At 36.1% G+C, this 12840-nt stretch carries 17 protein-coding genes; 13 read left to right on the forward strand and 4 right to left on the reverse strand.

Features of this window, described 5'->3' with window-relative positions:
- Positions 1-2: 2 nt before the first annotated feature.
- The 3 genes from GMD78_RS09245 (at position 3) to nagE (ending at position 2942) form a co-directional block, all read left to right on the forward strand.
- Complete coding sequence (locus GMD78_RS09245; RefSeq protein WP_155668549.1) at positions 3-494, forward strand: PTS sugar transporter subunit IIA; 492 nt, start codon at positions 3-5, stop codon at positions 492-494.
- A gap of 44 nt (positions 495-538) precedes the next feature.
- Positions 539-1357 carry a PRD domain-containing protein gene (locus GMD78_RS09250; protein ID WP_343042221.1) on the forward strand — a complete coding sequence of 273 codons (819 nt, stop codon included), beginning with the start codon at positions 539-541 and terminating at the stop codon, positions 1355-1357.
- A gap of 133 nt (positions 1358-1490) precedes the next feature.
- A complete protein-coding gene (gene nagE / locus GMD78_RS09255; RefSeq protein ID WP_155668551.1) occupies positions 1491-2942 on the forward strand; it encodes an N-acetylglucosamine-specific PTS transporter subunit IIBC in 1452 nt (483 codons plus the stop codon).
- A gap of 55 nt (positions 2943-2997) precedes the next feature.
- Here nagE and GMD78_RS09260 read toward each other — a convergent pair whose 3' ends face one another.
- A complete protein-coding gene (locus GMD78_RS09260; RefSeq protein ID WP_246187614.1) occupies positions 2998-3204 on the reverse strand; it encodes an H-type small acid-soluble spore protein in 207 nt (68 codons plus the stop codon).
- Positions 3205-3527: 323 nt separating this feature from the next.
- On the opposite strand from GMD78_RS09260, the gene GMD78_RS09265 reads away from it, so the two are divergent.
- The 8 genes from GMD78_RS09265 to GMD78_RS09300 all read left to right on the forward strand — a co-directional run bounded on the left by GMD78_RS09265 (position 3528) and on the right by GMD78_RS09300 (position 9836).
- Positions 3528-4250, forward strand: a complete 723-nt coding sequence (locus tag GMD78_RS09265) for an RNA polymerase sigma factor (protein ID WP_155668552.1) — start codon at positions 3528-3530, stop codon at positions 4248-4250.
- 17 nt (positions 4251-4267) lie between these two features.
- Complete coding sequence (locus GMD78_RS09270) at positions 4268-5269, forward strand: hypothetical protein (RefSeq protein ID WP_155668553.1); 1002 nt, start codon at positions 4268-4270, stop codon at positions 5267-5269.
- A gap of 20 nt (positions 5270-5289) precedes the next feature.
- Positions 5290-5445 carry a VOC family protein gene (locus tag GMD78_RS09275; protein WP_155668554.1) on the forward strand — a complete coding sequence of 52 codons (156 nt, stop codon included), beginning with the start codon at positions 5290-5292 and terminating at the stop codon, positions 5443-5445.
- A 105-nt stretch (positions 5446-5550) separates the two neighbouring features.
- Positions 5551-5979 (forward strand): VOC family protein, encoded by a 429-nt coding sequence (locus GMD78_RS09280; RefSeq protein WP_246187615.1) that lies wholly within the window; start codon positions 5551-5553, stop codon positions 5977-5979.
- 5 nt (positions 5980-5984) lie between these two features.
- Complete coding sequence (locus GMD78_RS09285) at positions 5985-6464, forward strand: GyrI-like domain-containing protein (RefSeq protein ID WP_155668556.1); 480 nt, start codon at positions 5985-5987, stop codon at positions 6462-6464.
- A 319-nt stretch (positions 6465-6783) separates the two neighbouring features.
- Positions 6784-7266, forward strand: coding sequence for a GyrI-like domain-containing protein (locus GMD78_RS09290; protein ID WP_343042222.1), 483 nt, complete (start codon positions 6784-6786; stop codon positions 7264-7266).
- A 36-nt stretch (positions 7267-7302) separates the two neighbouring features.
- Positions 7303-7779, forward strand: a complete 477-nt coding sequence (locus GMD78_RS09295; RefSeq protein WP_155668557.1) for a GyrI-like domain-containing protein — start codon at positions 7303-7305, stop codon at positions 7777-7779.
- Positions 7780-8144: 365 nt separating this feature from the next.
- Positions 8145-9836, forward strand: a complete 1692-nt coding sequence (locus GMD78_RS09300; RefSeq protein ID WP_155668558.1) for a transglutaminase domain-containing protein — start codon at positions 8145-8147, stop codon at positions 9834-9836.
- 66 nt (positions 9837-9902) lie between these two features.
- Here the strand turns inward: GMD78_RS09300 and GMD78_RS09305 are convergent, their stop codons facing one another.
- Positions 9903-10685: a metal-dependent hydrolase gene (locus GMD78_RS09305; RefSeq protein ID WP_155668559.1), complete on the reverse strand. Its 783-nt coding sequence runs from the start codon at positions 10683-10685 to the stop codon at positions 9903-9905.
- 138 nt (positions 10686-10823) lie between these two features.
- Here GMD78_RS09305 and GMD78_RS09310 point away from each other — a divergent pair, with 138 nt between their 5' ends.
- Positions 10824-10994 carry a glycine zipper domain-containing protein gene (locus GMD78_RS09310; RefSeq protein ID WP_155668560.1) on the forward strand — a complete coding sequence of 57 codons (171 nt, stop codon included), beginning with the start codon at positions 10824-10826 and terminating at the stop codon, positions 10992-10994.
- 35 nt (positions 10995-11029) lie between these two features.
- Here GMD78_RS09310 and GMD78_RS09315 read toward each other — a convergent pair whose 3' ends face one another.
- Positions 11030-11587, reverse strand: coding sequence for a CDP-alcohol phosphatidyltransferase family protein (locus tag GMD78_RS09315; RefSeq protein WP_343042223.1), 558 nt, complete (start codon positions 11585-11587; stop codon positions 11030-11032).
- 291 nt (positions 11588-11878) lie between these two features.
- Here GMD78_RS09315 and spxA point away from each other — a divergent pair, with 291 nt between their 5' ends.
- Complete coding sequence (gene spxA, locus GMD78_RS09320; RefSeq protein WP_155668730.1) at positions 11879-12277, forward strand: transcriptional regulator SpxA; 399 nt, start codon at positions 11879-11881, stop codon at positions 12275-12277.
- A 112-nt stretch (positions 12278-12389) separates the two neighbouring features.
- Here the strand turns inward: spxA and GMD78_RS09325 are convergent, their stop codons facing one another.
- Positions 12390-12785 (reverse strand): YidH family protein, encoded by a 396-nt coding sequence (locus GMD78_RS09325; protein ID WP_343042224.1) that lies wholly within the window; start codon positions 12783-12785, stop codon positions 12390-12392.
- Positions 12786-12840 lie beyond the last annotated feature (55 nt).

Raw genomic sequence — 12840 nt, forward strand, 5'->3', positions numbered from 1 at the left:
ATATGTTTAAAGGTTTATTTAAGAAATCTAAATCAACATCTAATTCGATAATTGCACCAATTGATGGTGAAATCGTTGCACTGGAAGAGGTTCCAGATCCCGTATTTAGTCAGAAAATGATGGGGGACGGGGTAGCGATTAAACCGACTAGTGGAAAAATAGTTGCTCCAGTAGATGGCGAGGTTGTACAAGTGGCTCCAACTAAACATGCTATTGGTATACGAGCGGAGGATGGTACAGAAATTTTAATCCATGTCGGTCTAGAAACCGTTTCATTAAATGGAGAAGGATTTACTGTGGATGTTAATACGGGTGATCAAGTTTCTGTTGGACAACCTATGTTGACGGTTAACTTAGAGTATGTAAAAGAGAATGCCAAAGATATTATAACTCCTATAGTTATTACAAATAGTAATAACAGCGATAAGGAGTATACAGTTACCGATCAGAAGGATAGTAAAGCTGGCGAAACCATATTGATGACTTACGAATAATAAGCTTCTTGGAATATGGTTTCTATAAGGATGTGTGGTTTCGGGTGAGGATCAAAAAAATATTAAATAATAACGCTGTTATCATATTTGATGATGAACAGGAAAAAATAGCTATAGGTGCTGGGGTAGCTTATAACAAACGAAAAAACGACATTGTAAATCCAGACAAAATTGAGAAATTATTTGTCCTAAAGGAAAACGAAAAGCTACAACAGCTATTACTACGAATACCTGAAGACCATTTCATTCTTTCCGAAGAAATCATTTCTTATGCAGAACAACAGTTACATACGAAATTAAATGATCATATTTCACTCGCGTTAACAGATCATCTTTCGTTTGCGATTGAAAGAGAAAGTCAAGGTATTCATTTAAAGAATAAACTCTTGCAGGAAATTAAAATTTTATATAAGAAAGAATTTGAAATTGGTCTTTGGGCAATACGGCATATTAACGAGAAGCTGGGGATTGAGATGCCTGTTGATGAAGCTGCCTTTATAGCACTTCATATTCATACAATGAAAATTCAAGGAGGTGATTTGCACGAGACAGTAAGGCAAACGGCAATTTTGAGAGACATGGTGGACACAATACAAGACTACTTAAAGATCTCTATAAATGAAGAGGACTTGTCTTATGAACGTTTAATTACGCATCTTCGTTTTGCGTTAACTCGAGCGCATCATTATGAGGCGCACACGATGGATGAAGAAATGTTAAACATGATTAAGCATAAGTTTGAGCTTTCGTATCGCTGTGCAATGGAAGTAAGAAAAGAGCTGTCTTCATTACATGGTATTGATTTACCAGAAGAAGAACTTGGCTATATTACACTTCACATTGAAAGATTAAGGAAATATTGAGGTAGTGCAATTTTTGATTTTATATTGGTAGCAAAATCGAACAGGAACGAAATGAGTAAAGAGTAGTGATTGTGTAAAACTATGACATTCAAGTTGCTATTTCTAATAAAAATTTTGATAGGAGGAATTTATAATGATGAAGTATTTACAACGTCTAGGTCGCTCATTAATGCTTCCGGTTGCAGTATTACCTGCAGCTGCGATTTTAATGGGTATTGGATACTGGATTGATCCTAATGGCTGGGGAGAAGGAAATATAATTGCGGCTTTCCTTATAACAGCAGGGAAATCCATTATTGATAATATACCAATTCTATTTGCTGTCGGTGTAGCGCTAGGAATGGCTAAAGAAAGAGATGGATCTGCAGCGCTAAGTGGTTTAGTAGGTTTCCTAGTTGTAACCACAGTGTTATCAACGGATTCTGTTGCAATGTTCCAAGGTGTTGAGGCAGAAAGTGTAAACGCAGCATTCGGCAATATTGGTAATGCATTTATTGGTATTTTATCAGGTATTGTTGCTGCAAATATGTTTAACCGCTTCAGTAATGTACAACTACCTGATGCTCTAGCTTTCTTTAGTGGAAAACGACTTGTTCCTATTATGACAGCAGTTTCGATGCTAGTTGCTTCAGCAATTCTATACTTTGTATGGCCGTTTGTATATAGTGGTTTAGTTTCATTTGCTGAAGGAATTAGTACACTTGGAGCAGCTGGTGCCGGGTTATATGGTTTCTTTAACCGTTTACTAATCCCGACTGGATTACACCATGCCTTGAACTCTGTATTCTGGTTTGATGTTGCAGGTATTAATGATATCGGTAACTTCTGGTCAGGTGAAGGTGAAAAAGGTGTGACTGGAATGTATCAAGCTGGATTCTTCCCAATTATGATGTTTGGTCTTCCGGCGGCAGCACTTGCAATGTATCATACAGCAAAAACAAAGCGTAAAAAACAAGCTGCATCTCTTTTACTTGCAGCGTCATTTGCAGCATTCTTTACTGGAGTAACGGAACCACTTGAATTCTCATTCATGTTCTTAGCTCCAGCACTTTATGTGGTACATGCTGCTTTAACAGGTATTTCTTTATTCATTGCAGCAACATTCCAATGGACAGCAGGATTTGGCTTTAGCGCAGGATTTGTAGACTTTTTCTTAAGCTCAAGACTACCACTAGCGAATCAGCCATGGATGTTGCTTGTACAAGGTTTAGCATTTGCGGTTATTTACTACTTCTTATTCCGTTTCTTAATTGTGAAATTCAATTTAAAAACACCAGGTCGTGAAGATGAAGATGTAGTAGAAGAGACAACAGGTGATACTCCGGAAGACCGAAAAGCAAAATTTGCTACGATGGCAGAACAAATTTACGAAGGTTTAGGTGGAGACGAAAACGTAACATCGGTAGATAACTGTGTTACTCGCCTACGTCTAGAAGTAAAGGATATGGATAAGGTAGATCAAGATAAGATTAAAGCTACAGGTGTACCTGGAATTAACGTTATCGATAAGCATAATATCCAAGTTGTAGTTGGAACTAACGTACAATTCGTGGCAGATGAAGTAGCTAAAATTAGAAATAAGTAAGACTTAACATAAGATAAAGCGAACAGCGTCATAAATGCTGTTCGCTTTATTTTGGTTATATATGCTGTTTTGTTCCTGCGTTAACTAAACTCGTAATTTCTACATCAAATTGGCTGTGTAAATTATCAAGTGGAAAGACACGTGCTTTTTCTTGCAACTCATCAATTTCCTGAATGTATACAGGCTTTCCGTTATAAATGACTGGTATCAACTCCGTCGATTGAGCGATACGTATAGCCATCTGTTTATTCAAAGGATCCATGAATAACCCCCCTTCTAAAATAAGCCCTTCCCAAGGACACCAAACACCCTGGAAAATTTTAAATTAGCATCCCCAATAAATACCAAAATATACCTAGTGCCTGTCACTTGTAGTTTTTTGTCGAATAATGTCGAAAATAGGGACGCTCCTTTATAAGTGTTTGAAAATTTTAAAATCAATCATAAAAATTATGGTAGAATGAATATTGAAAAAATAATCGGTTGAAGTTATACAAAAGATAAAAATAATTTCTTAATTTAATGATAGGTTTTAGAAAGTTATGGCATCTATAGTTTAAGGAGGGGGAGGGAGGTATTGGTTAAATGCATATGACTGAACAAAAAAGAGAGAATGAAGAATTAGTGGAGCGGGCAAGAGGCGGTGACCAAGAAGCATTTAGTGATTTAGTAAGAATGCATCGTGCTAAGGCGCTTGGATGGGCGAACTCCATTACAAAAGACTCATTCTTGGCGGAGGATATAGTGCAAGATGCTTTGATCCGTGCTTTTCTGAAACTTGGTACATTAATGGATACGAATAAATTTATCCCATGGTTACGTCAAATTGTACGAAACCAAGCATATATGAAGCTACGTAGAGGCGGGCAATATGGAAAAGAAATGCCAATTTGCGGCTTTGCTTTAGACCATCAATTTGATCAGGGTCAAGAATTCCAAATGGACTGGGGAAACGTTGACCGGATTTTATTTTTTCTATCATATTCAGCAAAAGAAAAGTCGGAGCACAGTGATCCGAGTGCACATGTGATGAGGCTAGAGGTGTTACAAGGTATTCACTCCCTATTGCATTGCTTGAGTAAGAGGGAGCGAGCTATATTTGAGGCGCATTTTTTTGGTGAAATACCTCCTTCTGAAATTGCGGCATTATTTGGAATGAACAAATCCAATGTATATAATACACTTTCACGATCTAGAGCAAAGGTTCAGAAAGAACGCATTCGGGTATCCATCCGTGATTATGTCCGTAGTCGTTCTGAACAGGGACTGCCTAAACGCAAGATTCTTAAAACCCCTCCAAAATTGTAATTGAAGGAGAATACTAAATGGTAAAAGCTAAAGAAAAAGATTGGTCAACTACGTGGACATCAGCTGCTGGAGCTATACATGGTGCCATAAGTTATCACGAAGATAACGAATTATCTCTAATTGATGTTATGGGGCTTACTGGTCATGCTTTTCGAATAAATATTGACCCAATTGAAGTGAATGTTGCGGGACCAACATCTTTTCCAGGTGGATATATTTTACGTAGAAATTTATGTAATCTAGGTTATATTAGCTGTCTGGCTGATTCAGAAACTCCAGTGTTACCTGAAAGATTGGCAAAGACAATAGCACTTATCCAGGATTCTGTTGATCGTGGCTTTCCTGCAATTTGTTTTGATCTGTTTATCCCAGAATTTGGTTTAATTTACGGGTATGACGATGAAAAACAGGAATTTTACGCAAAAGATAGTTCGCAAGAGGGTGTCGTTTCCTATGAGAAATTTGCTGACGTAAAAGGTGTATTGTTTGCGACAACCATTAGTGAAAAATTACCACATTCCAAATATGAAAAACTACGTATGGCGTTAGATATGATTGTTGATCATACTCGTGGTAATGAATGGAAGCATATTTTTAAAGATAAATATAAGATTGGTCTATCTGGCTATGATGCATGGATCCATGTTATGGAAAAGCGAAAAGCCGATCCTACGGGAAATGCGTTTAATGTTGCAGTTGTATCAGATGCTCGCGAATTCGCTACTAAATTTTTGCAGGAATTAACCCTAAAGTGGGATGGGGAGAATGTGGTGGAACGTAGTGTACGAGAATTAGCTGGCGAAGCAGCTAATCATTATGCGGAAGTAGCTAAATCACTAGTAGAAATGCGGACATTATTTCCATTTCCTCAGGGTGGAAACGCACAAGATTCAGGAATAGCTGATCAGGCCATTCGTCTTTTAAGACGTGCTCAGGAAGCAGAAGAACAAGGAGTGAAGCTTTTAGAAAGATTGCTCCATTTTATGAAAGCATATCATTCGGAAAAATGGATTTATTGATTTTGAAAGAGGAGATTAACATGACTCAAGCCAATAAAGTAAGCGTAACTGGCATTGCTTGTATCAATCTACCAGTCACAAATGTTACGGTATCGAAAGATTGGTATGTGAAAAATTTTGGTTGCCAAGTATTGCGAGATATGGAAAGAGGTAATGAATGGGCAAATGAGATGTAATAGGTGATGTAATTCCGCATAAGTGTGGCGATCGTTTTCAAGTGTCGGATCCTGATGGTCATCGTGGACGATCATTAAATCTTAATTATAAGAGGAGGGCTAATGATGGGAAAGGTTCAACCTTTAACAAGGACACCATTATTAAAAAAGATTCATTGCAGTTATTTACCTGTGAAAAATTTACAGGAGTCAGCAGAATGGTATGAAAAGGTTTTAGGCTTAAAGCGACTTAAAGAAGATGGTTCTATCATGGTATTAGCAGAAGGACAATGGATATTTTTATTAGAGGCAAAAGATAATGTCACTTCAAATTTTTACACAGCTCAGTGGCAAGGAGAGAATTATGAGATGTTTTCTCTCACCTTTGAAGTAGATGATATCCAATTAATTCATCAAACATTGGAAGAAAGCGGTGTAGAAATAGAGCCAATATTGGATGATGGATCATGTGGCTTAAAGTTTACGTTTAAAGATATCAATGGCAACAAATTTCACGTTTGGCAGGACTCAACACGTAAAGATGGGGTAGTATAAATAAAATGAAAATCTCGACAGCATACAAAAACTTTCAAGTAGTTGGTATTAAATTTACGGGGCGTTTTAAAGAATATCCTAGCCTTATTCCTAAAGCAAATGCTAGCTTTAAAGAGAGGTATCAAGCATTTAAGGGTGAATCTGAATTCACAAGAGCAATTGTTTATGAACCAATGAAATCACAGGACCATGAGGTTGGATTCTTTTATATTGGCGCTTTGGTCGATGAGCCTGTTCAAAATCTTCCTGATGATATGGAAAATATTTCGATGGAGGGCGATTATGTCTTTTTAAGGCATCCATTCGATGTCTCTAAAATGGGAGAATTTTATACAGCATTAGACAATTGGATGATTGAAAATGGCAAGTCATTTACGGAAGACTTCTTAGTTGAATTGTATTATCCTAATGCAAATTCTGTAGAAGACTTAGAGGTATACATGCCTTATAAAAAAGAAGGAAATAGTTTAGCAGAGTATAAATAGCTTCTAGGTAAGATGAACTGTTTTCCTTTTCTAGATTTAACCTGTGCCTTCAAAGGAGAAAGAAACCTACAGGTAAACTCTACTCATCAAAATAAAAGCTTACAAAATAGTGATCTGAAAATGCACATAGAAATCTATTCTACAGCATATACATGTTCGTCAAACGAACCTTTTGCTATGGGGGGTATTTATCAGAAGTGAAACCTATTCTTATACAAAAAATGAACTCTCCATGTAAATGGTGTTATTTTGGAATACCAAATGATGATTAGAATGTGTAATTCGGTATTATTTTCATACTATCATAGGAGTGATATGAGTGGAGCCAAAGGTAGTTAGAAAGCCATCCTTCCATGTAATTGGGTATCATTTTTTAGTGAATTTAAAAGAAATTGAAGAGCAGAACATAGGCGAGAAAGCCTTAATAAGTTTACGGGAAAATGCCCACAAAATCCCTAATAAAAAAGGGGAGCATGTATATCTCATTCAGGTTTATCCAATGAGGGAGTATTTTAATCCGTATGAAGATAAATTTACCCAAATAATTGGGTATGAGGTATCTGAGCTAGGAGAAGTACCTGAGGGCGCTATATTTTATACTGTTCCTGAAGGCACCTACGTAACAACCACACACCAAGGACCAGAGTCGGAACTGTATAAAACATATGATTATTTATACGGTAAATGGATGACTGATCATCGCTGCATGCCAATAGGTTATGACTTTGAATTATGGGATGAGCGATATAATCCAGAAGAAATGGATAATGAAATTGATTTGTTTATTGCGATAAACAAATGATTTACCGTTACCGAAATAATAGAGGAGATAAACAAAATGTCCAACAAAACAGTACCAGAAATATATACAAAAACGCTGAAAGAGATAAAAATAGTAGGAGTACGAATTCAATGTGCTGATGATCAATATGCCGAAAAGATTCCAGAAGCTGTTAAATTAATAACAAATAGGCTACATGAGTTTAAGCACCTCGTTCAACCGGTAAAACAAATTGGTGTATTTAAAGTAAATGCTACACAAGAGGAAGATGGGTATTGGGTGGGATTTGAGGTGTCAAGCTTTGCAGATGTGCCTATGGATATGACCACATTAATTGTTCCTGAACAAATGTACACCGTTTATCAGCATATTGGATCAGCATCAGAAATATTTCCCACGTATGATTTTATTCACCAATGGAGTTCGAAAAATGGGTACAAAAGGCAACCCAATCAGTGGTCGATGGAGATATATAGTAATTGGGAAAATCCACAGCAGGTTGATGTGTTGTTATGCGATCCGGTGAAAATGTAACAATTTCAAAACAAAAGACTGCATTGGCTATTAAACCAGTGCAGTCTTTTATTATTGAGTGAGCTTTCATATCCTACAGGTTTTTCTATAGAGCTTGAAAAATTCTAAGTGTTTTTTAATCTCATTTCCTCGGCAATAAGTTTTTTTACAAGGATATCTGTTTATACAGTGAGCAAAACCTCGGACAAAGGTTGATTCTAGGAAATAGGTGAGCCATCAAATTTTATTTGATGGAAACATTCCTTTTTTGTTATTTAGTGTATCACAATTTTAATTTTTTCAAGTTAACCAATACCTTGTATGTACGATAACTAAAAATATAGTATTCTATTAATAACTAATTGTGTGTATAGAGGAGGGATTGGATGATACGAATGCACAAGGTAAGGATAGTTTTTATCATAATTGCTGTTATCTTGATTGGATGTAAAAACAATACGGACTTGGATTCATCATCAGATAATGATACGGAGGAAAAAGATATGGAAGTATCAGTAGAGGTTGAAGAGGATGAATCAGAGATTCAACTTAGTTCGTATGCGGAGGAGATTGGATTTTCGCTTATTACTCCTACCAAAAGTGAATTGAATGCCCAAACTACCGTTGATATTCAGGGGGAAATAGAAAAATCACCCGAACTGACTGGAGATCTAATTTGGATTGTAATTACACCTAACCATCAAGTAGACGAACTTGTACAGGATGATTTTAACTATTATATTCCTATAAATGAAGGTAAATTTTCTAAAGAACTTGTCATGCATCATGGTGAGGGGGAATACGAAGTAAGTGTTCGAGTTCCAAGTAATAAATCGGAGGAAGAAGGTAACTTTTACGAGGCAACAAATTTCGTGGTAATAAATGAGGATCCTACTATACAAAGAGAAGTAGAAATCACACAATACGGAGTAGAAAATAAAATAGAGCTAAGTAACCCGTTGCTTGGATTACAGGATGCGTCGGGTAGTGTTAATGTGGAAGGAACGGTTCCTGATGGTTATTTAGGGGATATGGTTCTCTTTCAAGTGGAGAAGGAGAACGAAAGCAAACAAGTAATTCTTCCAGTAAAAAATCATACGTTTTCAGGTGATGTGCCTTTATACTTTGGAGAAGGGGTTCATTATATACGTATACAATTATTTAACGGGGAAGATGAGTTATACTATGATTCCGCAACCTTTTATGCTGACAATCAAACTGCAACCGCATTTGCGGAGATGGAAACCTACAAGACATACACAGAACACGGCATTACTCTCTATGAACCTACCTGGAAAGCAGAATCGGAATGGAATCAGGTTGAGTATCCAATTGCAGGGGAGATTGATCCAACGCTTCCAGGAGCCGATAAGATTTCACATGTTATTGTTACAATGAACTATAAAGACGAAAATTTGGAATCTGGTTATCTAATACCAGTAGAGAACTATAAATTTGAAGGAAATGCTTATTTTCGATTTGGGCCTGGACAATATGAAGTGATGGTCAATATACCTAGCATGGAGCAGCATGATCAATCGATGTTTTATTTCCAGGCGATAGCTAAAGTTGTACATCATGTAAGTAATGTTTCGGATCAACGTGATTTGCTTCCTTCTAGGGGCATTGAATCGAATCATCCTACAATTATTCAACAGGCCGAGTCTATTACTTCTGGGATTAATAACGAACGAGATAAAGCGAAAGCAATATTTGAGTTTGTAGCGAAGCATGTAGCTTATGATGTGGAAAAAGCCGAAAATGATATTTTTAATATCGGTGATAGTGCGTTAACTGTATTAGAATCTGGTATTGGAATTTGTCAGGACTATGCCTTCCTTGCGACAGCATTACTACGTGCTACCGGTATGGAAGCACATTATGTGGAAGGATATGCCGGTGAGCGTCATGCTTGGGTAGAGGTGAAAGTCGATAGGGATTGGATTGAAATGGATCCAACATGGGGAGCTGGCTACGTCCAAGATGGACAATTCCACTTTAATTACAACGAAGACTACTTTGACCCAGACCCAGCATTTCTAGCAGAAACCCACACCCGAGACGGCATTATGTACTGATGGGAAAAAAACGAGGAGTGACAGGCACTCCTCGTTTTTTGTCGTTTTATGTCGATGTGCTAATAATTATTTTTCAAATGTTTTTTCTTCTCCGTATTCAAGGGTAACAACCTTGGTATCATAATAGCCTTCTAGATAGATACTTAATTCTTTATCTCGATCAATCATCATTTCAACAACAGGGAATGCTTGAAGTAAATTTTCTAGCTTTTCTGTTGAAGTTGCTGATTCCTTAGATGGGAAGGTGTGACTAGGAATTACATATTTAACATCTAGTAAATGCTTCACAGCATAGGCTGCCTCTTTGGGACCCATTGTAAAGTGTCCTGAGGATGAAAGGATTGCTACATCTGGCTGATAGACGTCTTGGATCAATTTCATATCATAGGTTAGTGTGGTATCCCCAGAATGATAAAGGGTACAGTCTTCTGTAAAATCAAAAACATATCCTGCTGCTTCTCCAGCGTAAGTAGGTGAGCTTTCTGTTTCTCCGTAGGAAGAAGTGTGTCTTGCTGGTACCATCGTTGCTTTCATATCATCGAAAGAGACAGATCCTCCTAAATTAATCGGGATTACATTTTTAGTTCCTTGTTGTAGTAAAATTAATGCCAATTCATATTGAGCAATAACCATTACTTCGGGGTTATGCTCTAATATTTTCGTCAGTCCACTTGTATGATCAAAATGACCATGAGTTAAAAAGATGCCATCAATAGATTGATAAAAGCTTGCGTCATCTAGTTCTTGTGGAAAGCCAGGATTCATATCAATAAAAGGATCAATTAAGTATGTCTTTCCTTCGTTACTTTTTAATGCATACATTGCGTGACCAAGCCGTAATATCTTCATCAAATTCCCCCTAAAAATTTATTCTAGTATAAGTGTATTAAGGAGAGCTTTATTAAGAACGAATTATTTTTAACTTGTGTGGAATGAAACTAAATATAGAACGTATACGTTACTATAAATATAAAAAGGAGTGAGGTAATGGAAAAAAATCAAAAAAATAAAAATAAAAGTCATGGATTTGGGATGGCTTACGGGATCGTATTTGGAGTGGTTTTTGGATTTCTATTGAATAATTTAGCTATCGGAATAGGTATTGGAGTTGCAATAGGTGCCGGGCTAGAAGGATATAATTTGCGTAAAAAGAAATAACCAGGTTCCTTGAGAGGTAGCCTGGTTATCACATCCTAAGCATGACGGTATAACTTTAAAAATTCTGGTATATATAATACAAAGGATAATGTTAGAAAAATACCTGTAATAATCATTAGCATGGTTGCCATATCGGTATTTATTTCTGGGAAGGCTATTAACATAAACGTTGCCCCATAGAAAACCGCAGTAGAAACTTTACCAAACCACATTGCTCCATCCAGTTTCTTTCCTTTACTCAAAAGGACAAGGCCATTAACTCCCATAAATAGTTCTTTTACTACAAATAATACAATGAGAATCCAAATATAATCATATCGAAGTAAGAGACATACAATAATTGCCATCTGTGTTAGTTTATCTGCAATCGGATCAACTACTTTTCCAAGCTCTGTTATTTGATTGAATTTCCGTGCAATTAACCCATCAAACATATCCGTGAGTCCAGAAAGTAAAATAATAATTGCAGCTATATAATAGTCTTTCGGCTCTGAAGCTATTATATAATAGAAGACGAAAATTGGGATCAGGATAAGTCGTATGTACGATAATATATTAGGAATGGTAAATATCTCTTTCCATGTTACTTTCACAATAATTTCCCCCCTACAACAAATACGTAATCCATTATATAAAGTTTCAATAAATATATTGTATCCCTTCTGCAAAAATTTACAAATAACAAAGATTATCAATTCGACAAAATTAGACAAAAACCGAGGAGTGACAGGCACCGTTATTTAAAAGTTGACTAAAACTAATCACTGTACTAAAATTATACTTAATTAAAGATAAATAAATTAATAGTAATTACACTTCTTGTTAAGGAGTATTTATAGAGTATTTATATATTTAGTAAGAATAGGAGGCCTTAGAGCATGGGAATGATAAAGTTATTTGTCACACCGAGCTGTACATCTTGCAGAAAAGCTAAATCTTGGTTGCAAGAGCATAATATACCGTATACAGAACGAAATATCACCTCCGAGCCACTAACAGTAGATGAAATTAAGGAAATATTACGTCTTACAGAAGATGGAACAGATGAAATAATTTCAACACGTTCTAAAGTGTTTCAAGAAATGAATGTGGATATTGAACAGCTTTCTATCACTGATTTATATAAGCTAATTCAAGAAAATCCAACTATCATTAAAAGACCAATTATACTGGATGATAAACGTCTACAAATAGGTTATAACGAAGATGAAATTCGCAGTTTCTTGCCAAGATCTGTGCGTACACTGCAATTACAGGAAGCTCAAAAAATAGTTAATTTCTAAGCAAATCCTATGAAGTAACAAACTTCATAGGATTTTTTTATCCACAACTTGTCCACAATTATGTATAACTTTCATAGTATTCAAACAAGAATATGACTTGATGAACTAATCACTATAAAAGGGCAATATATACACCAAACATAATAGCTACAATTATCATAAAAATCCCAATTAATAGGAGAGATACTTTTGCGGTACGGAAAGTTTGGTTATTAATGGAGTGGAGCTTTTTGATATAACCAATAACTGCTAAAATAATGGTCATTACTCCTAGAACAACGGATGAGTATCCAATGAGAATGACTAAGGAATTGCCATTAGATATCGTTGTGTTTTCAGAAGTGAAATGTAAATTAGTTACGAGAAATCCTACCCCCATAATGGCAATAGCTGTTCGAATCCATGCTAAAAATGTTCGTTCATTGGCAAGATGTTGTTGAATGTATTTTGACTCTAACTTCTGAGTTAATTTCTTCTTTTCATCGCTGTTGTTCATTTTATCACTCACTTCAATGCAGGATCCTTATATATTTTTTAATCTCCTCCCTATTTTTATCCATAAA

Origin of the sequence: Ornithinibacillus caprae (assembly GCF_009728145.1) — a bacterium.
GTDB lineage: Bacteria > Bacillota > Bacilli > Bacillales > Amphibacillaceae > Ornithinibacillus > Ornithinibacillus caprae.

Excerpts from the sequence above, each read along its gene's own strand:
- GMD78_RS09245 (WP_155668549.1), top strand. The coding sequence starts at position 3 with ATGTTTAAAGGTTTATTTAAGAAATCTAAATCAACATCTAATTCGATA.
- nagE (WP_155668551.1), top strand. The coding sequence starts at position 1,491 with ATGATGAAGTATTTACAACGTCTAGGTCGCTCATTAATGCTTCCGGTT.
- GMD78_RS09260 (WP_246187614.1), bottom strand. The coding sequence starts at position 3,204 with ATGGATCCTTTGAATAAACAGATGGCTATACGTATCGCTCAATCGACG.
- GMD78_RS09265 (WP_155668552.1), top strand. The coding sequence starts at position 3,528 with ATGCATATGACTGAACAAAAAAGAGAGAATGAAGAATTAGTGGAGCGG.
- GMD78_RS09270 (WP_155668553.1), top strand. The coding sequence starts at position 4,268 with ATGGTAAAAGCTAAAGAAAAAGATTGGTCAACTACGTGGACATCAGCT.
- GMD78_RS09275 (WP_155668554.1), top strand. The coding sequence starts at position 5,290 with ATGACTCAAGCCAATAAAGTAAGCGTAACTGGCATTGCTTGTATCAAT.
- GMD78_RS09280 (WP_246187615.1), top strand. The coding sequence starts at position 5,551 with ATGGGAAAGGTTCAACCTTTAACAAGGACACCATTATTAAAAAAGATT.
- GMD78_RS09285 (WP_155668556.1), top strand. The coding sequence starts at position 5,985 with ATGAAAATCTCGACAGCATACAAAAACTTTCAAGTAGTTGGTATTAAA.
- GMD78_RS09295 (WP_155668557.1), top strand. The coding sequence starts at position 7,303 with ATGTCCAACAAAACAGTACCAGAAATATATACAAAAACGCTGAAAGAG.
- GMD78_RS09300 (WP_155668558.1), top strand. The coding sequence starts at position 8,145 with ATGATACGAATGCACAAGGTAAGGATAGTTTTTATCATAATTGCTGTT.
- GMD78_RS09305 (WP_155668559.1), bottom strand. The coding sequence starts at position 10,685 with ATGAAGATATTACGGCTTGGTCACGCAATGTATGCATTAAAAAGTAAC.
- GMD78_RS09310 (WP_155668560.1), top strand. The coding sequence starts at position 10,824 with ATGGAAAAAAATCAAAAAAATAAAAATAAAAGTCATGGATTTGGGATG.
- spxA (WP_155668730.1), top strand. The coding sequence starts at position 11,879 with ATGATAAAGTTATTTGTCACACCGAGCTGTACATCTTGCAGAAAAGCT.